The sequence below is a fragment of the Agarivorans sp. MS3-6 genome, from assembly GCF_054112545.1.
This window is the reverse complement of record NZ_CM134202.1, coordinates 4,483,635-4,508,002: the sequence shown is the minus strand read 5'-3', so window position 1 is coordinate 4,508,002 and position 24,368 is coordinate 4,483,635. Positions and strand designations below refer to the sequence as shown.

The following is a 24,368-nucleotide window of genomic DNA, read 5'->3' as shown; positions in this document are numbered from 1 at the left end:
TAGCAATTAATCTAGCAATTCAACTAATTGATTACTGATAGCATCAACAGATTGAGTACCATCTAGTTTAAAGTATTTACTGTTACCTAGTTCTGCTTCTTTACCGTAGTAACTCACTAGAGGCTTAGTTTGATTATGGTAAATAGCTAAGCGGTCACGAACAATGCTTTCTTCATCATCGGGACGAATCACAAGATCTTCACCACTTACGTCATCTTTACCTTCCACTTTCGGTGGATTGTATACGATGTGGTATACACGGCCACTACCAGGGTGAACACGACGGCCACTCATACGTTTTACGATTTCTTCGTCAGCGACGTCAAATTCTAAAACTGCGTCAATTTTGATACCCGCGTCTTTCATCGCATCAGCTTGAGGAATAGTGCGAGGGAAACCGTCTAACAAGAAACCCTTCTCACAGTCGTCTTCTAGGATACGCTCTTTTACTAAGCCAATAATAAGCTCATCAGAGACTAGTTGTCCGGCGTCCATTACTTCTTTTGCTTTGATGCCTAGGGCAGTGCCAGCTTTGACTGCTGCTCGTAACATGTCACCGGTAGAAATTTGAGGGATACCGTAACGCTCCATAATAAACTGTGCTTGGGTGCCTTTACCCGCGCCAGGAGCGCCTAAAAGAATGATGCGCATAATATGCTGTTCCTTGGTCTAGTTTTATAGTGCTTTTATTCGAAACGTGAATTTACACTGCTGAAGCCAATACTACAAGTGGAGCAAGACTAAAGTTCAGTCTGTCGAAGTATTGAATAATAAGATTGTTTGTTGTGATACATGTTTTGGTCAGCCAGCTTATAAAGGTCGCTAAAATCGACATCGTTGGTAGAGGCGTAACCAACCGAAAAGCTCACTAACGGCTCTCCTGCGAAGCTGTCCAACTCAATACCAACGCGGTTGTTTTGCCGTGCCATTAAACGCTCTTCTAACTGCTCAGCTAAAGCCAACTGTTCGCCTGAAAGTACCGCAGCAAATTCGTCCCCGCCAATACGGTAAAAGTGAGCGGTAATGCCTGTGCAACATTCTCCCAGTACCCTAGCTACCGAGATAATCAGTTGATCACCTTTTTCATGGCCTTTTTGATCGTTCATCTGCTTTAAGCCATTCACATCAATAATAAACAGCCCTACCTCGGCATCTAACTGCGTTTCAAGAGAGAACTGTAATTCATCAAACGCTTTACGGTTCTTAATCCCCGTTAATGAATCGGTGCGGGCGACAAAATCGAGTTCTTCATTTAAGGTTCGATTTTCCAAAAACGCGCTTAATTCGGTAATAAACAGCAATATTTGGTTATTTTGGTCTTCAGTTAATTTGGTTTCATTAAGTAACAGCCAACCCATCCTGCCGTTGCCACAGCGTATACCAAATACATTCACTAATTGCTGTTTAAACTCGATACTAAACCGATCCCAACTGCGCCGCGATTTTTCCAGTACTCGGCTTTGCAACAACTCAAAGTTTTCAACGTCTACCCCTAAACAATCATTGACCATTCGATGACCGCGTGACGCAGGCAAATGTATGATGGTTCCGCCATTAGGATAACATTCGGCTAATATTTGAATCGCCGCTTTTGCTATCTCTCGATTGCCGCCGCTAGATTCTAAAATACGCCTAAATTGAATTAACTGCTGAAAGAAAAAATGGCTTTGCCCGAGCTTATCCATAGACTGCTCTAAATCTTTAGTACGCTCTTCTACTTTAAACTCTAGCTTACTGTTAAGGCTTTGTACTTCTTCTAAATAGCTTGCTCGTAACTTGTCAATCCGGGCCAATTCTTTGTTCTTTTTATTAACCGTATGTAACTGTTCGCCTATGGTACTTTTCATTTCTGCGAGTAAGGCGGAGACATCTGCAAACTCTTGTATGGCAATGTGGCTCTCGCCCAACCACTCTGATTGGCGACCTTTTTCAAAATCTTTAATTAGCGCGTATAGTTGACCAAATGCTTTTGATACCAAGTGGGCAAATAGCATCACCACAGCAATAATAACGATAATGACAATCAAGCTACTCGCCATGCCTGGTGCCATTGAGTCGCGAACTTGAGCGTCTAGCGTTTCTAGTCGTTGCCCTACTTTAATACTTAGCCAAACAGAGTTTTGATAAGCCCTACCCGACAAAATTAGACTGCTAGAGTGAGAGACATCATAATTGTCATCACCGATTAAGTTACCTTCTAACTGCTGACCTTTGAAATAAATCGCTAAGCTTTCTTGGTCTTGTAATTCTATGCTGACTGCATCTGTGAGTGCGTACACAGGCACTACGGCTATCAAATACCCCATTATATTCACATGATCCATGGCATTATCACTATAAATAGGCACTACATGAACGAGGCTATGATGCATGCCACTGCGTGTCACCAAGGAGTAATTATCGATTAAGTAAATTTTACTTTTGGTGCCTATCTTTTCGGTGATAAAGGGAGAGGCACGGTCTTGATGTAAGATGTTTGACTGTTCTAACGCTAAAATGTTGCCGCCCGATGATTCAATAACAAAACCATCTGCATCCACGAGATAGAGTGATTCAACTAAGGGTGTATCCGCAACAAACTTACCGAGTATGGCTGGTAATTGGATAGAATATAAAAGTTCATCAATACTCTTAATAACGCTGTCTTGTTCTGCTAATAAACGCAAACCATTGGTTAATACTTCATTACTATGTGAAAGCTCCGCGGTTATTTGGCTAGCAGAAGCCGCCAAACGACTATCGACAGACTGGTAGGTAAAATTGTACATCTGTTTATACAGAGTAATAGACAATACCGTAACCGGTACGATCGCTACCAATATCAGTAGAATGAATGTAATAGACCGAAGCCTGATGGTCATTTCATTGTTCCGAGTTTCGCGACTTCTTTATCCGCGATTTTTTGCATTAATTGAGTCGCTTGATCAATAGAGTAATGGTGCTCAAGGTAACGATTAAAACCTCGTTGTATAGCTAGCCATACTATCGTCATCTCTCTGTCGCTTGGCATCGCTTTGGTAGATTCCATTTGCTTTAACATATTTTTATCGTTTTCAGTTTGCTCAGCGGTTTGTTGTTGTAAAACATCGACATTCGAGGGCAATAACCCCCCTTCACGATAAATAATATCTTGTGCAGCGTTACTCTGCATATAAAGAGCAAACGATTTTATATGTTGGTAATTATGATCACTGGTAGACAAGCGAGGAAAGCTCAACACATAGCCAGAAAACATCGGTAACATAGGTTTTCCCTCTATGTTAGGTAACAAGCTAACACCCAGTTGCTCGCCGAGGTTTTGTTTAAGGTCGTTGTAAATCCAATCACCATTAATCATGTAAGCAGCTTCACCGTCTTTAAATCGCTGCACGCTACAGTCATGATCACAGTTAGGGTCAACCAAACCCAGATCTTTTAGTTGTTTGTAATAAGCCAAAGCGCTACGCATTTGAGGTGTATCTAAAGTCACTTTACCATTATCTATTGGCCAACCATCAAAGGCCGTAAGAAATGGGATAAACCAATACATTTCGGAATAGTTCCAAACGATAGTTTGCAGACCCTTTTCAGTAAATTGTGACTGTTGCTTCAGCAATTCCGACCAGTTATCCACGGGTTGCTTTACCAGTGACTTGTTGTAATAAAGTACTAAATGATTTCCTTGAAACAACGGTATACCGTACTGATGCCCATCGGTATAACCTGCTCCTAATACCCGAGCATCAGTGGTAGGCAACAACCAATCCTTAGGCACTGGCGTTAAAGAAATCAGATCGTGCATTCCCACAAAGTCACTCGGTACATAAAGAATGTCTGGTAGAGTGTTGGTTCTCGCTTGATTTAACACTTCTTCACGGAGCTTTTCAGATAAAAAGTTATTTTTTTCAATAAGCACATCGTGGGATTGTTCGTACTGTTGAATCGCAGCGTCAAGATAGGCTGAAGGGTTATGCGCATTCCACAAAGTGACCTTAGTAGTAGCGACTGCGAAACAGCTGTATGTCAAACTCAATACTAGAAACCATATTCGCATCATTCTTCCCAAAATAAATTGATTTTGTAGCTTTATTGTAGCAACGATCTATCGCTTTATCTTTGCACTAACTCTCTGATTATTTACTTAAATAAAAAAAAAGCAGCACTGAGTGCTGCTTTTATAGCTCAAATAAACGCTTATGCCAGTAGTTGGTTTACACGCTTAATGAAATCAGAAGGGTTTTCTAAACTGCCGCGTTCAGCCAGGGTGGCTTGATCAAGCAGAAGACTTACCCACTCAGCAAACTTCTCTTCATCTTGCTCATCGGCAATGCGCTTAACAAGAGCGTGCTGGGGATTAAGCTCAAAGATATACTTCTGCTCTGGTACATCTTGACCCACCGCTTGCATCAACTTCTGCATTTGGGTGCTCATGTCGTTATCATCAACAACAATACAAGAAGGCGTGTCGGTTAAGCGGTACGTTAAGCGCACATCTTTAACCTTGTCACCAACGCTGTCTTTAACGCGAGTCACAAAGCTTGCGTATTCGCTTTCATCTTGCTCTTTTTGCTTTTTAGTTTCTTCGTCATCCAAGTCACCAAGGTCTAAATCACCTTTGGTTACCGACACCAACGTTTTACCTTCAGCTTCTGATAGGTGGCTAATTAACCACTCATCTACACGGTCATGCATCAGTAATACTTCAATGCCTTTACGCTTAAAGATTTCTAGGTGCGGGCTGTTAGCAGCAGCGGCGTAGCCATCTGCAGTAACATAGTAAATCTTATCTTGGCCTTCTTTCATGCGTTCGATGTAATCGGCAAACGAAACGTTTTGTTCGCTGCTATCACTATGCGTAGAAGCAAAACGCAACAACTTAGCGATTTGATCTTTATTAGCAAAATCTTCGGCGGGACCTTCTTTTAATACTTGACCAAATTCTGCCCAGAAGCTTTGATACTTCTCAGCATCATTTTTCGCCATACGCTCAAGCATAGTAAGCACACGTTTAGTACACGCACTGCGTAAATTAGCGGTGGTTTTAGTATCTTGAAGAATTTCACGAGATACGTTTAACGGAAGGTCGTTTGAATCTAACACACCCTTCACGAAACGCAGGTAACCCGGCATAAACTCATCAGCGTCATCCATAATGAATACACGTTGTACATACAGTTTAAGCCCGTGTTGACGCTCGCGGTTCCACATATCAAACGGCGCTTTACTCGGAATGTATAACAAGCTGGTGTAATCTTGCTTACCTTCAACTTTGTTATGCGCCCAGCTTAGCGGGTCGGCAAAGTCATGTGAAATATGCTTATAAAACTCGTTGTATTCATCTTTAGAGATGTCATTTTTAGTGCGAGTCCATAACGCAGTGGCTTTGTTTATTGCTTCCCACTCACCAGGTACCGCCGCTATTTTTTCGCCGTCTGGGCCATCTGACTCAGGGGTTTCGTCTTTCCACATTTGCACAGGAATAGAGATGTGGTCTGAGTACTTAGTAATGATAGAGCGAACTTTCCAGCTATCTAAAAACTCTTGCTCGTCTTCGCGAAGGTGCAGAATAATGTCGGTACCACGGCTTTCTTTAGTGATATCGGCAACGGTGTAATCACCTTCTCCTGCACTTTCCCAACGTACGCCTTGGCTTGTTTCAGCCCCAGCTGCACGAGTTTCTACGGTCACCTTATCAGCAACAATAAAGGCTGAGTAAAAACCCACACCAAACTGGCCAATCAGTTGAGAGTCTTTGGCGTTATCGCCACTTAGCTGACCAAAAAATTCTTTGGTACCAGATTTAGCAATTGTACCTAAATGCTCGATCACTTCATCGCGTGTCATACCAATGCCGTTATCCGACAATGTAATGGTCTTAGCATCTTGGTTGAAGCTTACACGTACCCGTAAGTCACCATCGTTTTCAAACAACGAGTTATCTTCTAGAGCTTTAAAACGAAGCTTGTCGGCGGCATCGGCGGCGTTAGACACCAATTCGCGTAGAAAGATTTCTTTATTGGAATAAAGGGAGTGGATCATCAATTGAAGTAATTGCTTTACTTCAGTTTGAAAGCCATGAGTCTCAGCATGAACTGCATCAGTCATCGTTATATTTCCTTGCTTTTAAACATACTTCTTTAGTTGATAAACGATATGGGGGTAAGCCATTTTGATTTCAAGTAACTAAGTTAAAAAAGTCTACAGGAAGCTTAATAACTGGGTTTAAGAGGGGGATCTGTTGTTGAAGCACTTAACATACCGGTTTGTTGAGAAAAATTGCTCAGCACTCATCCGCCTTAACTCACATGAATATAAACATTTAGTCATACAAAAGAAGGGCTATAGCTTAAAAGTGATCTTGGCTAGTTGATGCCAGCACCACTGGCAGTTGCCTGCGCAATCAACAGTAGTGTGCTTAACACTAGGGGTGGGCGTGACCGCGATTGGATAAGATAGTAACAAGCAAGTGAGTCACAACAACCATGGATTCTCTTAGGTTTCAAACTAGACTTGCCTTCCGATACGAAAGCACATCTGTTTCATAGCCAGCATACGAATAAGCTTAACTAAAGCACAAGCCCACTATAAAACCCTAACTATGAGGAGTTAACGCTTCACCAGCACTAAAGCGCTTTGCGCTAGTTATTTATTGCTTGCCCTCCTACACTAAGTAACGGTTGATTACCCGCCGAACGGCACATGGGAAATGCTGTATATGCTACCTAGTGCACACTTTTTTACACCCCAGCAATAAATCATACAAAAATACTTAATAATTCGATCGAGTTCACAGATAAGCCTGTGATTTCTAAATATCATTCAATTGTATTACATAACTACATAGTGACCGTGTCGACAAGGAACCTCAATGACAAGCTATAAACCTCTTGCTATCGCCGTATGCCTTGCAATTAGCTCAGTAGCAACCGCAGCAGATTTCGTCTTTATTAATGAAGATGTGATAAAAGCAAACCGTGAGGTCCTAAACTCAGACGCGGTGCCTGCATCAATGAAGCAAAGTAATCTACAATTGTTAGATTTATCGAAGTACACCGTAAAGAAAAACCTCGCAGAAATATGGGCTGAGCGCGACGTAGAGTTGCTTTACCCTTAACAAGTAGTAAAACTAAAAATAAAACCTAAAACTCGGGCTTTATAAAGCCCTATAACAAAACGGATTTTATCATGAATAAAATGAAAACCTTACCAATTGCCATTGCCGCTGTTTTTTTAAGTGGCACAGCCGTCGCCGGACAGCTTGATATCCGTACTGAATACAAGCATGAAACTGAACAGCATGCTGGACGTATTAAAATCGGTGACTCGACAAAAGTGAGTGACGCAGGTAGCTGGAACTACAGCGTAGAAATGAAGTTTGAAAGCGGTGAAAACGCCGATGGCACCGAGGGTGGCTTCTTACAAAACTTACAACGTGGTGATTCAGAGTTTGATTGGGGCTATAAGCACAAATTAAACAAAAAATGGTATGTACATCCAGGGATGCCGATTACCTTCGGCAACAACAGAATTACCTATAAGCCGCAATTTCGCGTTGGCTACAAGTCTGATTTTGGTTTAAAAACTGCGCTTCGTTACCGCTACGAAATCCGTAAATACTCGGAAGAAGCAAGCTCTTACGGTGGTGAAACTTGGAATAAATCTAAGATAACATTAACCGGTGGCTATAAAATTAAGAGCATGCCTAATCTTAAATTAGATTATGAAGCCAACTACTGGTACAGCCATGAATTTGACGTTGATACAGGCAAAGACAGACAGTTTGATAATGGTGCAGACAACTGGGATTTAGGTCTATTTGTTGGCTACCAAATTGAAAACTGGCGCCCATACTTCGAGCTATGGAACTCAAGCGTGAGTAGTAAAACCAACGAACGTCAACTTAAAACGCGTATCGGTGTTAAGTACAAGTTCTAAGTAAGCGACAAACTTAAACAATGCCTATTAAAAAACCAAGCGCCCAGCGCTTGGTTTTTATTTTTAGTTAAAGCCCTATTATCTACTTGGGGTTTACACTTGCAAGCTTGCAGCGAGCAATGCTACTAGACTTTATAAGTGGCCGCCTTAGTTTGGTAAGCTTTGGCAATAAGCTGAATATTCTCTGCGGCGCTCGCTAATTCCTGAACTTGTAAAGCTAACTTTTGAATGGAGTCGGTATTCTCTAATATGTCATTACCCACATTGGTCAAAATGGCAGATTGTGACTTGGTTTCGTCTGCCACCTGTTCACTTAGCTGTGCTACTTGACCTATTTGCTCTGAACGTAGCCCCAAACCTTCAGCTATATTGTTAGTATGTTTTACATTGTCTTCGGTACGTTTTTGCCCAAGGTCCATTGATTCGACCGTTTTAAGCATACTTACATTGAGCCGATTGAGTACGGTAGATATCTCATCGGTAGATTGACTGGTGCGTTGCGCCAATGACCTTACTTCATCGGCTACTACCGCAAACCCTCTACCCGACTCCCCCGCTCTAGCGGCTTCAATGGCAGCGTTTAGCGCTAATAAATTGGTTTGCTCAGAGATACTACGAATGCCTTCCAACAGGTTAGTAATGGCGCTCACCTCGGAAGTTAAATCGGTTAGAGAGCCCCTCACTTCTGTAGTGTTCGCTTCCAGTAAGCCCATATCTTTCATTACGTTTAAGGCGCTTTGCCTATCACTTATACTAGAGGTCGCCGCTTCTTTAGCCTGGGTGGCTGACATGTGACTATTATCTGCTACTTCATTAATTCGCTGAATAACATCTTGAGCGGTATGTGAAATAGTATTGGCTTGCTGTTCGTAAATGTTTACCTCTTGCTGAGTTAAATCACTGGTGTGCTTAAGCTCGTCTGTCGTGGTACTCATTTGTTTTGCTATATCTCTATAATCGGTAAATAGCTGCGATAATTGATCTAACATCGAGTTAAACGCCAGCTCAGCGGAACTGCTTTCAGAATTCAAACGAATAGTGAGGTCTTTGTTCTCTGAGATAGTTTTAATGGCTATGGCAATACGCTGATTAGCCGATGATTCACGACGCATAAAAGACGCAAGCAGCATCAATATGGCCGTTTCTACTGCGGCAAATACTGCATGAATAAAAGTGATATTCCAATTACATTCACCCGCAAAAATCATTATTTGTTGGCCAAACATGCTGCCCTGTTGCAACTGAATATAAGTAAACAAAAGGTGGTGTACGGCAACCGTTAATAGGGCTGCAAGCAAGGGCTGCCACCGTTGATAAATGAGAAACACGGCCATCGACGCAAAAATATGAAAATGCATTTCAATCATTCCCATTTGGGTTTGAATCAATGCTGCTGACGTAGTCATCATCAATACTGCCGCCACAATACCAAAAAGGTGGGTACCTTTAAGCAATTGATAGGCTGCCAAAGTAATGAGCAAAATAGCAATAGCGCTAATAATGGCAAAGAAGGTAAGTTGCGAGCCTAATAAGCCACTAATGAATAATATTGGCGGCTGAATTAACAGTAATCGCAAAACATAAACATCGTTACGCAAAGTTTGTTCAGTATTAACGTTATCGCTACTCATAGATTAATTCTCTTTTTATTATAATAGGGGCTGTAAATCGGCTTGCATACTTTCGACCGACAGCTGCCATTGCGTGTAAATACGCTGCAAAGTAGCATTCGACGAAAATAAATATAAATTACCAACATGATTTAGCGTAGCCTCATCAGCGTTTAGCTTTTCTCGTAAACTATATTGTAGTTTAGTTAATTCGCTTGGCGGGAGAGTGGCACTAAAAAAACGGTCTGAACGAGAATCAATAAGCTGAGCTCTAATACTTGGAGTATCGTTGTCAGGATCGATAGTGATAAACAGAAAATTCACGTTTTGTCCTTGAGATGCAGGCAAAGAATCCAGCCAACTGTTCAATTGGCCCATTTGTCCTATTCGCATCGAGCAGACTTCTGAACAGCCTAAGAAGCCAAGGAATACATAGCTTGGCCCCTGCACCCATTGGCTAAATTGCTGCCAATCGCCGGAGACATCTTGCCACTTAAAATCAACCATTTGATGAGATGTTTTAAGCCCATAACCGCCATTAAATATTTGTGATATAACTAGCAACAAAGGTATTAGCACGATAGCCAATAATATTAAGCACGAAGCGGTAATTGTTTTTTTATCAAACACCATAAATGACTAATTCATCCATAATTAGCGAGAAAGATTATCAATTTTTATGAAATGACAAGCATCCAAACCGATTAACAGTTAGGTCGATGATTAAAACTTATCAGCACATTACCAATGTGTAGTTAAAGACTAGCAAGTAATTGTTAACTTGATAAACTGAATAAAAAAAAAGAGATGTCATTTCAGCAAACGCAACTACAGTCATTTGACGCTAGGTAAAACAAGCGCTACTAGCTTGAGCTATTTCCTGTTGGCGCATCGGCATGTTGTCTATGATAGTAAAAACTTCCTGCCAATTGGTGAAGGCTCCCCAGCGATGCTTCTCGTAACCGTCTTTGCCCACTAAAACTGCAACGTGCCGCCTATCTTCTATTTGATATTTTTCACGAAGGTATCTGATCCCTTGACGGCTTAATGCGCGCGATGGGTTAATTGACTGCTCACCGGCCACAACCAAAATAACGACTTCACGTTCGTCAATTTGGCAACGATGGCGTAACTCATCCGCCATAAACTGCTCAACATGTTGATCAACTTGCGGGGCAAAAAACAAGATACTCCGATGACTGCGATATTCACCACTAGTAGGAAACGCATGTAGCCACATTGGCAAGATAGACAACAAAATCATCACTAATAATCTCATTTTCGTCCCCTTTACTCTTTAGTAAATGTAAACGTTATAAGTATAGGGTTAGATCAATGCCTGTGCCTGTACTTGGCCTCTTAGTATCGTAAATACAGAACAAATACACGGCTACTGACCTTAGTTTGATGCTAGCGAGTTTTTCCGCCGGCAGTATTGGCTAAGGCGTGGCCTTACACAGGCCAAGCCATTTGATAAAAAGCCTTACTCAAAAATTGATTAACATGACTAGATTCCACTAATGCCTGTTGCAACTATAGCAACACATGTTAACTCGCTAAGGTGCAATATTAATGACGAATATAGACAAGTAAGCACTTCATTTTTTCTCGCATTGACCCAGTCATAGCTAATCTCACGAGGCTCACAATGTCTATCTCATGCTCGACCATCTATAAGGTAAAGGCCATAGGCACTTTGATGGATTTGGTCCTTCAAAAGGTATTACATAGAATCTAAAACAAACTCTATTCTAGACCCTATTAAACGGCATCACCTTTTTAGCGAGCTTCAGTTTAAAGAAATGGGCTTGCTGCCAATCAGAGATAGGAATAAATTATGCTTCCAAAAAAAGTATCTAGTTTGTGTAAAATCGCTTTGCTTAGTACCTCTATGTTGGCGCCATCGATCATGGCGCTAGAAACAGACAACAGTATTGTTGCGATTGAAGCTGCAAAAAGATTGTCAGCGGGCATTCAGTTTCCAACGATATCTAACCAAGACCGCTCTGATTTTGATACTGACGCGTTTGACGGCTATCACGCTTATTTAGAAAAGACCTACCCCCTACTGCATAAAAATCTTACCAAAGAAGTATTAGGTAAAGAGCGAAAATATAGCTTGCTTTACACCTGGGAAGGCAGCAATAAAGATCTAGCGCCCATCGTATTAATGGGACATCAAGATGTGGTACCGGTCGTACCAGGCACTGAAAAAGATTGGGCGTATGATGCATACTCGGGGCATATCGATGATAAATATATATGGGGTCGCGGCTCATTAGACGACAAAATCATGATCCACGCGATTATGGAAGCGATTGAAATACAACTTGCCGCTGGTTTTCAACCTGAACGCACCATCTATTTATCTTTTGGCCAAGATGAAGAAGTAGGCGGCCCAGAAGGAACCAAACACATTGTAGAAGTTCTCCAAGAACGTGGGGTAAGTAATATTGCACTGGTAGTTGATGAGGGCTTACCTGTAACCGCCGGCATTTTCCCTGGATTTGATAAACCTGCGGCTCTACTTGGTATAGCTGAAAAAGGTTACTTAACGTTAGAGCTTAAAGTTGAAGGCCCTGGTGGTCACTCAGCAATGCCTCCAGAAGAATCAAATATCGGTATATTAGCCAACGCAATTACAAAGCTGGAATCTAATCCGTTTCCGGTTTCTTTAACAGACTCGGTGCGTGAGCAATTCAAAGCGATGGCGCCTCACATGACAGAACAGCAGCGTGAGCAAATAAAAGATGACAAGTCATTATTAAACTATCTATATTCTAATCCTATTACTAGGGCAATGATTCATACCACAACTGCCGTCACCGTCATAAACGGTGGTGTAAAAGAAAACGTAATGGCACCCAGTGCCAGTGCCTTAGTGAACTTTCGTATTCTTCAAGGCGACAGCATAGAATCGGTTACTGAATACGTTACCAATGTAATCAATGATGAACGCGTCACCATTACCGATAATTCAGCATCGATTAATCCCTCTCCAGTAGCGGGAACAGGCGCAGAATACAAATTAATTGAAAAAACCATCCATCAAACTTGGAATGACCAAGATGATCTTGCAGTAGTACCTTACTTGGTGATCGGTGGTGCTGACGCTAAATGGTTTGCCGCCACAGACATGGTGAAAAATGTTTATCGTTTTACCGCTGTGCGTGTTGAATCAGCCGCCGATGCCGCTCGCTGGCATGGAATTAATGAAAGAGTTCTAATTAAAGAATACGCCAATTCAATTCGGTTCTTCCGCAACTTACTTGATAACATGCAAGATATGTAATGGCCAACAACCATTAAAACTAAACAAAGGGCTCGAATGAGCCTTTTCTCACAACTGTGTGTCTAGCTCTTGCCTGCAAACAAAAAAAGACGTCCTGAGACGTCTTTTTTCTTGAAGATGGCGGTGACGGAGAGATTCGAACTCTCGAAAGGTTGCCCTTTACACACTTTCCAGGCGTGCTCCTTCAGCCACTCGGACACGTCACCTTTTTAGAATTACTGCGCATAGCAATAATGAGGCGCTAGATTACGGATTGGCTTGGTTTGGGTCAACCATTTTTTACTTAAAACCATGCGGTTGCCGAGTTCTTAATCAAATTAATGAAGTGCAAAACAAAAAAGAAGCCGCAGCTTCTTTTTTGTTGGTTAACTAAAACATATCCTTGTCTTAGATACGGTAACCGTTGCTCTGGCGTAGGTAAGCGGCAGCGCCTTGTAGGCCTGGTTGCTCTTCAGTAATAATGAATACTGGCACCTTAGCAACAAAATCAACAAAACGGCCTTTTGCTTCAAAGCGAGCACGAAATTCACTGTTATTAAAGAACTCCATGAAACGCGTAATAATGCCACCGGCGATGTAAACCCCACCAAAGGTAGACATATTTAGCGCTAGATTACCGCCAAACGACCCCAGCGCTCTACAGAATACTTCCATAGCTTCTACACACACAGGGCAGCTGCCGTCTACGCCGCGAGACGTAACATCGGAAGGCTGATAGTCTTCGCCCACTTTACCGTGAAAATCCATTAAGCCTTGGTAAATGTTTACCAAGCCAGGGCCAGATAACAAACGTTCTGCCGAAACATGGCCATACCGTTTTTGTAAAAAGCTTAATACGTGAGCTTCTTTTTCATCATTTGCGGCAAACTCTACATGCCCACCTTCTCCAGGAATACAAACGTATTCACTATCGTGATGAATTAAGTGCGCTACCCCTAAGCCAGTACCAGGGCCGTATACCGCAATAGGTGCGCCGCTTTTTGCCTCTTCGCCACCAATTTGAATCTTTTGCTCGTCTGTAAGGGTTGGGATAGACATAGCAATACCAGTGTAATCGTTAATCACATACAGGTTGTCAAAGCCAAGTTGCTCTTGCACGGCTTGCTTCGAAAAAGCCCAGCTATGGTTGGTCATTGCTATCCAATCTTTATCGGTTGGGCAGGCAATCGCTATACAAGCTTGGGTAACCGTTTCTTGCTGCTCTTTCAAGTAAAGAGCAATAACGTCTGCGATACTTGGGTAGTCAGCACACAAGTATTTGTGTAATCGGCCTATTTCACCAGTCTTTAACTCTACTAACGCCAAACGAATATTTGTACCACCTACATCAGCGATTAAACCAAAACCGGCCATTTTGTATTCCTTAATACCAAGTTCAAAAAAAAGAAAAAAATCATTACCCATCCTAACAAACTGTTATTAAGATGGCTCTAGTATATCTAAGTAGTCAAATTTTACCGCTTTTGTTCTAGAATTTCGTTAGTAAATTACCTCTCTCATAATCATTTTCAAATATTTTAGATCTGGCTCAAACTAAAAAATCCTTTACTGTTCTATGCTTGGTCACAATTCAGCTTGTTTTAGCCTTGAGTCTATGTAATTGTATGACATTAATTTCTGTTGAAAATATATTACATTTGACAACATCAATATAACAAATGCTCTAAAATAACGGATATTATGAATACGCTTGAGAAAATAACCAAAAACTTAGAAAATTTCAGCAAGTCAGAAAGAAAGGTTGCTGAAGTGATTATCGCCTCCCCTCAAACGGCGATTCATTCTAGTATTGCTGCATTGGCCAAATTGGCAGACGTAAGCGAACCTACAGTAAACCGTTTTTGTAGACGCTTAGACACCAAAGGTTTTCCAGACTTTAAACTGCATTTAGCGCAAAGCTTAGCTAACGGCACACCTTACGTAAACCGTCACGTTGATGAAGAGGACGGCCCTGAAGCCTATACCTCTAAAATTTTTGAATCGTCAATGGCCAGTTTAGAAGCTGCGAAAAATAGTTTAGACCCAAATGCGGTTAACCGCGCTGTAGATTTGCTCACTCAAGCAAAGAAAATTTCATTCTTTGGTTTGGGGGCTTCGGCTTCTGTTGCGCAAGACGCCTTAAACAAATTTTTCCGCTTCAATGTACCGGTCAGTTACTTTGACGATGTCGTTATGATGCGTATGAGCTGTATTGTTGCCACCGAAGAAGATGTGATTATTTTGATTTCTCATACCGGTCGCACCAAAGCGATGATCGACATTGCGGTATTAGCTCAGCAAAACGATTCTACTGTTATTGGTATCACCAGCAAAGACTCGCCCTTAGCCAAAGAGTGTAATTTAGTGCTGTCGATGGACGTGCCCGAAGATACTGACGTATATATGCCAATGGCATCACGAATTGCCCAAATGGCACTAATTGATGTGTTAGCAACTGGCTTTACCCTGCGCCGCGGCGAGAAATTTAGAGAAAACCTGCGCAAGGTTAAACAAAGCTTAAAAGACTCTCGAACCGATAAGTTACTCTAAGCTTTTGTAAACCATGTAACGCTTATTTTAAAGCCAGCCACGTTGCTGGCTTTTTTATGACTTACACACTATCTATAATACAAGTCTGTAAGGGAATACTGCATAGCGCTCTGCGTTTACGCTCACACTTCAGTATCAATTTTAAGCCGCCAGCTATTATACCCTTCCCTTAAACATCTAAGATTCGCATAGATATAAACGGGCTGAGAGTGTTGCTATTAGCATCCTCTTAGTGAGCTAGTCCATGAAACCACACTATAGTGGCTTGTGTCCGATGGGTTTAAAACGCTAGGCTAATATTCTACAGGCAATAAAAAGGGATGCTTAGCATCCCTTATAATGAGTTAATTAACGCAGCGCTTAAGCCACGTTTGCCTCTGAGTCAATCGGTGCATTTTTGCCTTCTAATACACCCGGTTCAAAGTGATCCACTTGAATAGCCTCGTAACGTAGCTTATCTGCAGCTAGTAACTCGCTTGCTTCTGCTTGGCTTAAGATGTCTTGAGCTAAGGCAGATTCAACGATCTCAGATAAGGCCACTTTGCGCGGTAGTTGCCCCGCTTTTTGGGCTTTGGCAATCTTACGCTCTAGTGGACGCACTTGGTACATCGCTAAAAATGCCTGCTCAATGATCGCTACAGCATCGCCTTCGCTACCCGTGGTAACACATAGCTTGCTTAAACGCTCACGCGCTGAGCCTGGTGTCATCATGGTTTCACAAATTTGATGACCCACTTGGTCGTCTGCTAATTTAAAGCGATTACCATAAGGGAATACCACGGTTTTTAACACGCGAGCAAGTACCCGATTTGAGAAGTTTTGGAAGAAACCTTCAAAGGCTATGCCTATCTCATGCAGGTTACGTTCAATAGCCCACTTCACAAAAGGTAAATCTTCAGCTGGGCGACCTTGATCTTCATAGTGCTTCAAGGTAGCTGACGCTAAGTACAAGTGGCTAAGTACGTCACCTAAACGGGCAGAGATCCGCTCTTTACGTTTAAGATCGCCACCTAGTATCAACATTGACATATCAGCACATAAGGCTAAGCCGCGGCTCATTCGCGTTAACTGTCGGTAGTAAACGGCTGTGTCACCCGATACAGGGCTTGAGTTAAATGCCGCGCCGGTTAAACCTTGGAATAAACTGCCTACAAAGTTACCCGCACCAAAGGCGATGTGTTTCAGGAGTAAGTTATCAAATTCAGCCAAACCTGCTTCTTCATCAGGATTTGCTGCAGCTTGTAACTCTTTTAACACGTAAGGGTGACAACGGGTCGCACCTTGACCAAAGATCATTAGGTTACGGGTTAAGATATTGGCGCCTTCTACGGTAATAGCCACCGGAATACCGTTGTAAGCATGGCCAAGGTAATTCATTGCACCCAGTTGAATAGCGCGCCCAGAATGAATATCCATAGCGTCGTCTAACACTGTACGGGCCATTTCGGTCATATGGTACTTGGCAATAGCAGTAACAATCGCTGGGCTTTGGTCTAAATCAAGCGCACCTGCAGTTAGTCGGCGCGCCGCCTCTAGTTGATAGGTCATGCCGCCAATCCGAGCCAGCGCTTCCTCTACCCCTTCAAAACGACCAATTGATAAACCAAATTGTTTGCGCACGTAGGCGTAAGCACTAGTGGTGCGCGAGCTCATGTGGCCCACTGCAGTGCCCAGTGCCGGCAATGAAATACCGCGGCCAGCAGACAAGCACTCCACCAACATGCGCCATCCTTTACCCGCGTAGTCAACACCACCAATGATCCAATCTAAGGGAATAAATACATCTTCACCAAAAGTAGGGCCATTCATAAAGGCCAAACCGAGTGGGAAATGGCGGTCGCCAGTGCGCACTCCGGGATGGTCGGTAGGAATTAAGGCGCAAGTGATGCCTAACTCTTCTTGTTCACCGATTAGATGCTCTGGATCATACAGCTTAAATGCTAGCCCTAATACCGTGGCTACTGGTGCTAAAGTTATATAGCGCTTGTTCCAGTTTAAACGAATACCAAGCACCTCTTCACCATTAAAGTCGCCTTTGCAGATAATGCCTTTATCAGGGATGGCCCCCGCATCTGAACCCGCTTCAGGACCGGTGAGTGCAAAACAAGGCACATGCGTACCGTCGGCTAAACCCGGTAGCCAATGGTCTTTTTGCTCTTGAGTACCATAATGAAGCAACAACTCGCCAGGGCCTAAAGAGTTAGGAACCATTACCGTTACCGCCGCAGACAAACTGCGTGTAGCAATGGTACTTACGATGGTTGAGTTAGCAATCGCCGAAAACTCGCGGCCCCCATAACTTTTAGGAATAATCAGCGCAAAAAAACCTTCTGCTTTTAAGTAATCCCAAACATGTTTAGGCAAATCACGCTGATTTTGTACAATGTCAAAATCATCTAGCATGTCCAATAAGGTCGCAACCTGAACATCCATGAAGGCTTGTTCATCTTCGCTTAAGGTCGCTTTGGGGTAGCTATGCAGTTTGTTCCAATCTGGTTTGCCAGCAAATAGCTCGCCGTCCCACCATACCGACCCCGCTTCCATCGCTTCTTTCTCTGTTTGAGACAACGGCGGCAAGATTTTTTTGAACATTTTAAAAGCAGGTCGAGTGACCAGCTTTTTACGCGTATCGGGTATACACATTAGCACCACCAAAGCGGTCACTAGCATTAATACAATAGTCATGGTTTCTTCCTTATTTCACGTACTTTATATTTATTATTTTAATTTATAGTTAAGTTGGCGCGCCGACACCGGCTGCCAAATAGGGGATAACTTTACGGATCAAACCTTCGGTATTTAGTTCTTCATTGAAGTCAGCACTAGCAATTTCTTTTAGCGCGGTACTTGACGCCATGGTGAATACAACGGTGCCTAAGGTGAAGTGCAAACGCCAGAAAATGTCACTATCAGATAACTCTGGGTATGCCAGCCTCACCGCATCTTGGAAGCGGCTCAATACCTCACCGAAATGGTGAGTAATAAATTTTCTTAAGTGACCTTGGCTGTCTGTGTACCCTCTTCCCAATAACAGTAAGAACATTGCGGTGCCATGTTTCTTTACGTGATTCATTTCTAGAAGAGGATCAATGAAAGAAGAGAATACTTGGTCTAAGCTCGGTGCGGCCTCACCATTGATGTGATCAAGCATCGCTTTGTCTACCAACGGCATAAACTGCTCAAGATAGCGCATTAAAACCGCTTGAATCAGCTCTTTTTTCGAACCGAAATGATAATTTACGGAAGCAAGATTCACCTCTGCATGAGAGGTAATTAACCTCAACGAGGTATCTGCAAACCCTCGTTCAGCAAACAAACGTTCCGCTGCATCGAGGATCTTACTTTTAGTTCCTTGTCTCACTGTGACACCTTAAAAAATTAAACACCTGTTTAAAATCTACGTTTAAGACATGAAGATGTCAATCAATTAGCCATGGATATTTAGCGGGAAAACCAAAAACGAGAACTTCACTGGTTTTTTTTTGAAAAGAAATTGAACAATGATGAAACTTTTTTAAATACGGCAGGTCTTAATCTATGCCACTGCAATTAAATACTTAAATTTTATGCCCAACACCCCTGTAGTTGGGCTTTTTTTTGCCTGTTTTACCCCGCCGGTTGATCTTTAACGTCTAGGTAGCTAAAAATTCGTTGCATCGCATACTCTACACCTTCAGGTTGTAGTGCAATATTACGGCGTCCAGCATCATCTGTTTCAACTTTGGCAAATGCCTGTAAGCTCACTTGCCACATTTTGTAGTTGGTCTGCGCGGTATATAAGCTCATCATTAAGGTGGCTCGTTGAAAGTCTTCATCTCCGTCGTCAGCTAAGCCCGGAGATACCCCGAATAAACTCATTAATTGCTCGTCACTGAGTTTTTGACTGGTGGGTAAAGCGAAAGCCATCCAATAATCACACCGCTCATCAGCGGTTTCTAAATACGTCAGTCCCAAGCTGGTAAATTTTTCATTGAGCGCCTGATGAATCACGTCATAAGCTTGCACGTCAGAGCGTTGTGGGCTGCGTAGAGCATCCTGTAACAGTGGGTGGCTACATACTGTTTGGGCTTTAGTTAAAGAGAACCCGGGTTCGGCGCTCACTATAACGGTGTCTCGATGCTTTTGGGCACTCCGCTCAGCCTCACTTTGTTGAGGTACAGGAACACACGCACTTAGCATTAACACACCCATACCTAAGCAAACAGCTTTTTTCATGAATCCCGCCTTCAAATTAATGTATTGAAATAATTAACTAATTAAAGTCAAAAAGATAAAACTAGTGTAACACTCGAAGTCTAGACAGTATAAATTTCATTTTGTTTCACGCCTTTGGAAACTCCTTATGAAAAATAACGCGAATGGTTAATTCTCCCAAACAACGAAGATGGTGACAACATTAAGGCAAGCCATATTTAGAGCGACTTGGTTAGCTAATTAACGATAGGCTGTTACATATAGCAACAAGGCCAATCACTTAAACTGCGTTTCATCAAAGTTAAAGTGTCGATGAGAATTGAACCGTTTCACTTAAATGAGACTTTTATGAAAAAATCGTTATTACGTTAAGGTGCGCCTGCGGTTGTTATTTCTTGTGCCTTTGCTGCTGATGAAGAAGTCAAAAGCACTCTCTGGTGTTGACCCTTATGTTGAAATACGTGGTGAGGATAAGGGCCTAGACACTCCCGAAATTAGCATTCACCTTTGGTGCAGCTTACCCATTCTAATTTTATATTCGAATAATTTGAGTCAGTAAATTTAAGGACTCATGCCTTGTGAATACTGGTTATTTCATAATGTACGTAGTCAAATTTTTATAAAACTTTTCATAGTTTTTTGCATTTTTTTCACTTTATTTGAAATTTTTTGTATAGATATACGGTTTCTTTAGCTACAACTAAGTAAACAAGTTGTAACCAAACGCAACAATAATAGATAAAGGAAATCTTATGAAACGTTCAAATATTGCTATCGCTACTGCTGTTACAGGTTTAATCGCTTTAGGTACGCTAACAGCTACTCCTGCTGTTGCAGCAGGCAAAGAGAAATGTTACGGCGTGAGTAAAGCCGGAAAAAATGATTGTGCGACTAAAACTAGCTCATGCGCTGGTACAGCTAAAACCGACAACCAAACTGATGCCTTTGTTGTTTTACCTAAAGGCTTATGTGACAAACTAGCTGGCGGTAGCAAAGAGTCTAGCTAATTTGACCGTGTCGAACCAGTTAACCCTGGTTCGACTGCCTCCCCCTCCTCCCCGTAAAACGATAATACTTATGATAAATAAATCCTACGGCTTGGGCCTACGGTCAGCCTATGCAGAACAACTGTTGACCAAAAATTTAAATATCGATTGGCTGGAGATCCACGCCGAGAATTATTTCAATCCCCACTCTTACGATTATCACCTGCTCAAGCAAATAGCTGAACATAGCCCTATCAGCGTGCATGGTGTGGGTTTGTCTTTAGGCTCTACCGATGCATTAAGCCACACGCACTTGGCTAAACTTAAAGCCCTTATAGACGACATTAATCCATTTATAGTGTCAGAACATTTAAGCTGGAGCAGTGTGAACGGCCGTTTTTATAATGATTTATTGCCGCTTCCCTATACGGACGAATGCCTACAACTATTTATTGAACATGTAAATCAAGCACAAGATTATCTAGGTCGACAATTACTGATTGAGAATCCGTCTGCCTATTTGTCCTATCACGAAAGTCACATCCATGAACCTGAATTTCTTAACCAGTTAGTCGCGGCTACAGGGTGCGGTTTATTGCTCGACATCAACAATGTTTATGTTAGCGGCCACAATTTAGGCTGGGATAATCATCAATACTTTGAACAGCTAAATGTCGACGCTGTAGAAGAAATACACCTTGCCGGTTATACCGAAAAGCAGCTTGATAATAAAACCGTTCTTATCGACAGCCATAACCAAAAAGTTCATCCGCAGGTATGGCAACTGTATCGCCATTTTGAGTCACGTTTCAGTAACAGCATTCCCACACTGATTGAATGGGACAGCGACTTTCCCGCCTTAGAGGTGTTAATCAATGAGGTGAACCTTGCCAAGGCTATTACGACTGAATCAGCGGAGGTGCGCAGTGCTTAAACAATTACAAAGCGATTTTGCCGAATCTCTCAAGCGCAGCAACACAGCACTGAACCATAGATTGGCGAGTTCTGCTCTAAGCCCTGACCAATCGATACAAATTTATCAAAATAATTATGTACTGAGTTTAAGTGAAGCGTTGGCGGCTACTTACCCTACAGTTCAACAGTTGGTAGGCGAAGAGTACTTTAATTTTTGCGCCAAATCTTTCATTTTAGAGCACGGTCATGATCAAGGCGATTTAAACCTATTTGGCCACGGCTTTAACCTTTTTTTACAACAGCAAGATGCTTTAGCACAACTGCCCTATTTATCGGATATTGCCCTATTAGACTGGCAGATTGAGCAAACGGCGGGTTTAGCACTTAGCGATCAATATTTTGGCGTAGAGCAGTTACAAACTATTGCCGTGGAACAACTGGGTAAGGTGGTACTTCATCTAGCTTCGCATCAATCTTTAGTGACCAGCGAATACCCGATATTTGCGATTTATCAGATGGTTCAGCAAGATCAGGTCAAACCGATAGACCTTGAACAACCCGATCACCTAATTCTAAGTAAACAAGCAAACTTTGAAGTGCAAATAGAGCAGATATCGCCACTGTGTTACCAGTTTCTATTGCATTGCCAACAGCAATTACCACTAGAGCAATTACCACAGCAGTGTTTAGCTGAACTAGAACCGCTATTAGCCGACGCCATTCAACAACGACGAATATCCCACTTTAGTTTTGCATCAATGATAGGAGAGCCTAATGATGCCACTTTATAATTTATACCTAAGAGCCGTTGCGGTAATGCAAGCTGTGCTTATCCCGCTATTACTCACTTTCACCCGTATTTGGGTCGCGGTAGTGTTTTTTCGCTCTGGTTATTTAAAAGCCACCAGCTGGGACTCTACCCTATATTTATTTGAGGAAGAGTACCAAGTACCTATTTTGCCATGGGAGTTGGCCGCTTATTTAGGCACTGCCGCTGAATTAATCTTACCCATATTTTTGGTGCTGGGCTTATTCACCCGTATTTTTGCTTTTAAGTTGTTTTTCTTCAATATTATTGCGGTGGTCTCTTACCCGGTACTTTGGCCTGGCGGTTTCTACGACCACCAACTTTGGGGTTTAATGATCTTAATCAACCTTATTTGGGGGGCAGGCCCGCTAGCGCTAGATCGCATACTAAGCAACAAAATGGAACAAAAAAAAGCGGCCTAAGCCGCTTTAATAGAGTGTTAGGTGTAAGGCTTAACTAAGCTTTGCATCTTGCACTTCAATGTTAGCCTTCCAAATTGCAGGCCCCTGTTGGTGAGCTGAGTTACCATCACTATCTACCGCTACGGTGACCGGCATATCTTCTACTTCAAACTCGTAGATTGCTTCCATGCCTAAATCTTCAAAAGCCACGACTTTGGCTTTCTTAATCGCTTTAGACACTAAATAAGCGGCACCACCTACCGCCATCAGGTAAACCGACTGGTGCTTAGCAATTGAATCAACCGTCGCTTGACCACGTTCTGCTTTACCAATCATGCCTAGTAGGCCTGTTTCTTCAAGCATCATGTCAGTAAATTTGTCCATGCGGGTCGACGTTGTTGGGCCGGCTGGGCCTACTGCTTCGTCGCGAACTGCATCAACCGGTCCTACGTAGTAAATAAAGCGACCATTAAAATCAACGCCGTTGGGGAAAGGTTTGCCTTGCTCTAAGTATTCTTTAATACGCTTATGCGCCGCGTCTCGACCGGTTAATATTTTACCGTTGAGCAACACCGTTTCGCCCATTTTCCAGCTGGCTATTTCTTCTTTGGTGATGGTGTTTACATCAACACGGCGTACGTTGTCGCCCACATCCCAAGTGATTTCAGGCCAATCTTCAAGTTTTGGAGGAGTAAGTACGGCTGGGCCGCTACCATCTAAGTGAAAATGTGCATGACGTGTGGCCGCACAATTAGGGATCATAACAACCGGCTTAGACGCCGCATGAGTGGGGCAGGATTTAACTTTAACGTCGAGCACGGTGGTTAATCCCCCCAGACCCTGAGCGCCAATACCAAGTTTGTTAATGCCTTCCATTAACTCTAAACGGAGTGCTTCGTCGGCGTTTTCTGCACCTTTTGCCATTAAATCTTGAATATCTACCGGATCCATCAGTGATTCTTTAGCCATTACTGCAGCTTTTTCGGCGGTGCCACCAATGCCAATCCCCACCATACCCGGCGGACACCAACCCGCCCCCATGGTAGGCAGGGTTTTAAGCACCCATTCGGCCACAGAGTCTGACGGATTTAGCATCACCATTTTTGATTTATTTTCACTGCCGCCGCCTTTAGCCGCGACCATGATCTCAACTTTATCACCGGCAACTAAGTCGATATGCACCACTGCAGGCGTATTATCTTTAGTGTTGGTTCTCGCACCATTGGGGTCGGCAACAATTGACGCTCGCAGTGGGTTATCGGCATTGGTATACGCGCGACGAACACCTTCATCCACCATTTCTTGTACGGTTAAGTCTGAATCCCATTGTACCTGCATGCCTACTTTAACAAAGGCAGTAATAATACCGGTATCTTGACAAATTGGGCGCAGCCCTTGGGCACACATGCGCGAGTTAATCAAAATTTGTGCGATAGCATCTTTTGCTGCGATGCTTTGTTCTTTCTCATAGGCTTGCGCCATAGCTTGCACAAAATCGATAGGATGGTAGTAAGAAATGAATTGCAGTGATTCTGCGACACTGTCAATGAAGTCTTGCTTACGGATGATGGTCATAAAGTCTCCACGTTTCCTTATGATTGCCTTTTATATCAACAGCTTTTTAGTAAGCTGCTTTTCAGGCTGTTAGGGTTATTGTCGTTATCCTTCACCGGCTATGATACCCTTGCGCCAGTTAGCCCGCTATAACCTTTACCTAAG

Annotated in this window: 20 protein-coding genes and 1 tRNA gene; 8 read left to right on the top strand and 13 right to left on the bottom strand. The window is 42.6% G+C overall.

What is annotated here, in order from left to right; translation table 11 throughout:
- Window positions 1-6: 6 nt before the first annotated feature.
- The 4 genes from adk to htpG all read right to left on the bottom strand — a co-directional run bounded on the left by adk (window position 7) and on the right by htpG (window position 6,084).
- Window positions 7-651: an adenylate kinase gene (adk, locus tag ACVFI8_RS20695; protein ID WP_457872543.1), complete on the bottom strand. Its 645-nt coding sequence runs from the start codon at window positions 649-651 to the stop codon at window positions 7-9.
- A gap of 89 nt (window positions 652-740) precedes the next feature.
- Window positions 741-2,861, bottom strand: a complete 2,121-nt coding sequence (locus ACVFI8_RS20690; RefSeq protein WP_457872542.1) for a diguanylate cyclase domain-containing protein — start codon at window positions 2,859-2,861, stop codon at window positions 741-743.
- Window positions 2,858-4,012: a sugar ABC transporter substrate-binding protein gene (locus ACVFI8_RS20685; protein ID WP_248711704.1), complete on the bottom strand. Its 1,155-nt coding sequence runs from the start codon at window positions 4,010-4,012 to the stop codon at window positions 2,858-2,860. The genes ACVFI8_RS20690 and ACVFI8_RS20685 overlap by 4 nt, the downstream gene beginning before the upstream one ends.
- A gap of 161 nt (window positions 4,013-4,173) precedes the next feature.
- Window positions 4,174-6,084 carry a molecular chaperone HtpG gene (gene htpG, locus ACVFI8_RS20680; RefSeq protein WP_248711705.1) on the bottom strand — a complete coding sequence of 637 codons (1,911 nt, stop codon included), beginning with the start codon at window positions 6,082-6,084 and terminating at the stop codon, window positions 4,174-4,176.
- Between the two features lie 763 nt (window positions 6,085-6,847).
- On the opposite strand from htpG, the gene ACVFI8_RS20675 reads away from it, so the two are divergent.
- Together ACVFI8_RS20675 and ACVFI8_RS20670 are read left to right on the top strand one after the other, a co-directional pair.
- On the top strand, window positions 6,848-7,093 hold the full coding sequence (locus ACVFI8_RS20675; protein WP_457872541.1) for a hypothetical protein: 246 nt from the start codon (window positions 6,848-6,850) through the stop codon (window positions 7,091-7,093).
- A gap of 71 nt (window positions 7,094-7,164) precedes the next feature.
- Window positions 7,165-7,914 carry an oligogalacturonate-specific porin KdgM family protein gene (locus tag ACVFI8_RS20670; protein ID WP_248711707.1) on the top strand — a complete coding sequence of 250 codons (750 nt, stop codon included), beginning with the start codon at window positions 7,165-7,167 and terminating at the stop codon, window positions 7,912-7,914.
- Window positions 7,915-8,039: 125 nt separating this feature from the next.
- Here the strand turns inward: ACVFI8_RS20670 and ACVFI8_RS20665 are convergent, their stop codons facing one another.
- From ACVFI8_RS20665 to ACVFI8_RS20655, 3 genes are all read right to left on the bottom strand, one after another.
- The gene (locus ACVFI8_RS20665) at window positions 8,040-9,545 is read right to left on the bottom strand and encodes a methyl-accepting chemotaxis protein (RefSeq protein ID WP_248711708.1); all 1,506 of its coding nucleotides are present in this window, start codon (window positions 9,543-9,545) and stop codon (window positions 8,040-8,042) included.
- Between the two features lie 18 nt (window positions 9,546-9,563).
- Window positions 9,564-10,157, bottom strand: a complete 594-nt coding sequence (locus tag ACVFI8_RS20660; RefSeq protein WP_457872540.1) for an SCO family protein — start codon at window positions 10,155-10,157, stop codon at window positions 9,564-9,566.
- A 211-nt stretch (window positions 10,158-10,368) separates the two neighbouring features.
- The gene (locus ACVFI8_RS20655; RefSeq protein WP_457872538.1) at window positions 10,369-10,803 is read right to left on the bottom strand and encodes a DUF4174 domain-containing protein; all 435 of its coding nucleotides are present in this window, start codon (window positions 10,801-10,803) and stop codon (window positions 10,369-10,371) included.
- A gap of 558 nt (window positions 10,804-11,361) precedes the next feature.
- Here ACVFI8_RS20655 and ACVFI8_RS20650 point away from each other — a divergent pair.
- Complete coding sequence (locus tag ACVFI8_RS20650) at window positions 11,362-12,816, top strand: M20 family peptidase (RefSeq protein ID WP_457872536.1); 1,455 nt, start codon at window positions 11,362-11,364, stop codon at window positions 12,814-12,816.
- A 118-nt stretch (window positions 12,817-12,934) separates the two neighbouring features.
- Here ACVFI8_RS20650 and ACVFI8_RS20645 read toward each other — a convergent pair.
- Window positions 12,935-13,022 (bottom strand) — tRNA-Ser (locus ACVFI8_RS20645).
- Between the two features lie 181 nt (window positions 13,023-13,203).
- The gene (locus ACVFI8_RS20640; protein WP_248711712.1) at window positions 13,204-14,169 is read right to left on the bottom strand and encodes a glucokinase; all 966 of its coding nucleotides are present in this window, start codon (window positions 14,167-14,169) and stop codon (window positions 13,204-13,206) included.
- A 327-nt stretch (window positions 14,170-14,496) separates the two neighbouring features.
- Between ACVFI8_RS20640 and ACVFI8_RS20635 the strand changes: the two genes are divergently transcribed.
- The gene (locus ACVFI8_RS20635) at window positions 14,497-15,345 is read left to right on the top strand and encodes a MurR/RpiR family transcriptional regulator (RefSeq protein WP_248711713.1); all 849 of its coding nucleotides are present in this window, start codon (window positions 14,497-14,499) and stop codon (window positions 15,343-15,345) included.
- Between the two features lie 360 nt (window positions 15,346-15,705).
- Here ACVFI8_RS20635 and ACVFI8_RS20630 read toward each other — a convergent pair whose 3' ends face one another.
- The 3 genes from ACVFI8_RS20630 to ACVFI8_RS20620 form a co-directional block, all read right to left on the bottom strand.
- On the bottom strand, window positions 15,706-18,030 hold the full coding sequence (locus tag ACVFI8_RS20630) for an acyl-CoA dehydrogenase (protein WP_457872534.1): 2,325 nt from the start codon (window positions 18,028-18,030) through the stop codon (window positions 15,706-15,708).
- Window positions 18,031-18,079: 49 nt separating this feature from the next.
- Window positions 18,080-18,706, bottom strand: a complete 627-nt coding sequence (locus ACVFI8_RS20625; RefSeq protein ID WP_248711715.1) for a TetR/AcrR family transcriptional regulator — start codon at window positions 18,704-18,706, stop codon at window positions 18,080-18,082.
- A 245-nt stretch (window positions 18,707-18,951) separates the two neighbouring features.
- A complete protein-coding gene (locus tag ACVFI8_RS20620) occupies window positions 18,952-19,560 on the bottom strand; it encodes a hypothetical protein (protein WP_248711716.1) in 609 nt (202 codons plus the stop codon).
- 731 nt (window positions 19,561-20,291) lie between these two features.
- Between ACVFI8_RS20620 and ACVFI8_RS20615 the strand changes: the two genes are divergently transcribed.
- The 4 genes from ACVFI8_RS20615 (at window position 20,292) to ACVFI8_RS20600 (ending at window position 22,670) form a co-directional block, all read left to right on the top strand.
- Window positions 20,292-20,546: a BufA1 family periplasmic bufferin-type metallophore gene (locus tag ACVFI8_RS20615; protein ID WP_248711717.1), complete on the top strand. Its 255-nt coding sequence runs from the start codon at window positions 20,292-20,294 to the stop codon at window positions 20,544-20,546.
- A gap of 70 nt (window positions 20,547-20,616) precedes the next feature.
- On the top strand, window positions 20,617-21,459 hold the full coding sequence (gene bufB, locus ACVFI8_RS20610; protein ID WP_457872531.1) for an MNIO family bufferin maturase: 843 nt from the start codon (window positions 20,617-20,619) through the stop codon (window positions 21,457-21,459).
- On the top strand, window positions 21,452-22,231 hold the full coding sequence (locus ACVFI8_RS20605) for an HvfC/BufC family peptide modification chaperone (RefSeq protein WP_457872529.1): 780 nt from the start codon (window positions 21,452-21,454) through the stop codon (window positions 22,229-22,231). Before bufB ends, ACVFI8_RS20605 begins: the two co-directional genes overlap by 8 nt.
- Window positions 22,215-22,670 (top strand): DoxX family protein, encoded by a 456-nt coding sequence (locus ACVFI8_RS20600; RefSeq protein ID WP_248711720.1) that lies wholly within the window; start codon window positions 22,215-22,217, stop codon window positions 22,668-22,670. Before ACVFI8_RS20605 ends, ACVFI8_RS20600 begins: the two co-directional genes overlap by 17 nt.
- 30 nt (window positions 22,671-22,700) lie before the next feature.
- Here the strand turns inward: ACVFI8_RS20600 and ACVFI8_RS20595 are convergent, their stop codons facing one another.
- A complete protein-coding gene (locus tag ACVFI8_RS20595) occupies window positions 22,701-24,224 on the bottom strand; it encodes a fumarate hydratase (RefSeq protein WP_248711721.1) in 1,524 nt (507 codons plus the stop codon).
- Window positions 24,225-24,368: the final 144 nt, after the last annotated feature.

Coding starts and splice junctions, on each gene's coding strand:
- ACVFI8_RS20630 (WP_457872534.1), bottom strand. CDS start 18,030: ATGACTATTGTATTAATGCTAGTGACCGCTTTGGTGGTGCTAATGTGT.
- ACVFI8_RS20620 (WP_248711716.1), bottom strand. CDS start 19,560: ATGAAAAAAGCTGTTTGCTTAGGTATGGGTGTGTTAATGCTAAGTGCG.
- ACVFI8_RS20665 (WP_248711708.1), bottom strand. CDS start 9,545: ATGAGTAGCGATAACGTTAATACTGAACAAACTTTGCGTAACGATGTT.
- bufB (WP_457872531.1), top strand. CDS start 20,617: ATGATAAATAAATCCTACGGCTTGGGCCTACGGTCAGCCTATGCAGAA.
- ACVFI8_RS20635 (WP_248711713.1), top strand. CDS start 14,497: ATGAATACGCTTGAGAAAATAACCAAAAACTTAGAAAATTTCAGCAAG.
- ACVFI8_RS20650 (WP_457872536.1), top strand. CDS start 11,362: ATGCTTCCAAAAAAAGTATCTAGTTTGTGTAAAATCGCTTTGCTTAGT.
- htpG (WP_248711705.1), bottom strand. CDS start 6,084: ATGACTGATGCAGTTCATGCTGAGACTCATGGCTTTCAAACTGAAGTA.
- ACVFI8_RS20640 (WP_248711712.1), bottom strand. CDS start 14,169: ATGGCCGGTTTTGGTTTAATCGCTGATGTAGGTGGTACAAATATTCGT.
- ACVFI8_RS20615 (WP_248711717.1), top strand. CDS start 20,292: ATGAAACGTTCAAATATTGCTATCGCTACTGCTGTTACAGGTTTAATC.
- ACVFI8_RS20595 (WP_248711721.1), bottom strand. CDS start 24,224: ATGACCATCATCCGTAAGCAAGACTTCATTGACAGTGTCGCAGAATCA.
- ACVFI8_RS20660 (WP_457872540.1), bottom strand. CDS start 10,157: ATGGTGTTTGATAAAAAAACAATTACCGCTTCGTGCTTAATATTATTG.
- ACVFI8_RS20690 (WP_457872542.1), bottom strand. CDS start 2,861: ATGACCATCAGGCTTCGGTCTATTACATTCATTCTACTGATATTGGTA.
- adk (WP_457872543.1), bottom strand. CDS start 651: ATGCGCATCATTCTTTTAGGCGCTCCTGGCGCGGGTAAAGGCACCCAA.
- ACVFI8_RS20600 (WP_248711720.1), top strand. CDS start 22,215: ATGATGCCACTTTATAATTTATACCTAAGAGCCGTTGCGGTAATGCAA.
- ACVFI8_RS20675 (WP_457872541.1), top strand. CDS start 6,848: ATGACAAGCTATAAACCTCTTGCTATCGCCGTATGCCTTGCAATTAGC.
- ACVFI8_RS20670 (WP_248711707.1), top strand. CDS start 7,165: ATGAATAAAATGAAAACCTTACCAATTGCCATTGCCGCTGTTTTTTTA.
- ACVFI8_RS20655 (WP_457872538.1), bottom strand. CDS start 10,803: ATGAGATTATTAGTGATGATTTTGTTGTCTATCTTGCCAATGTGGCTA.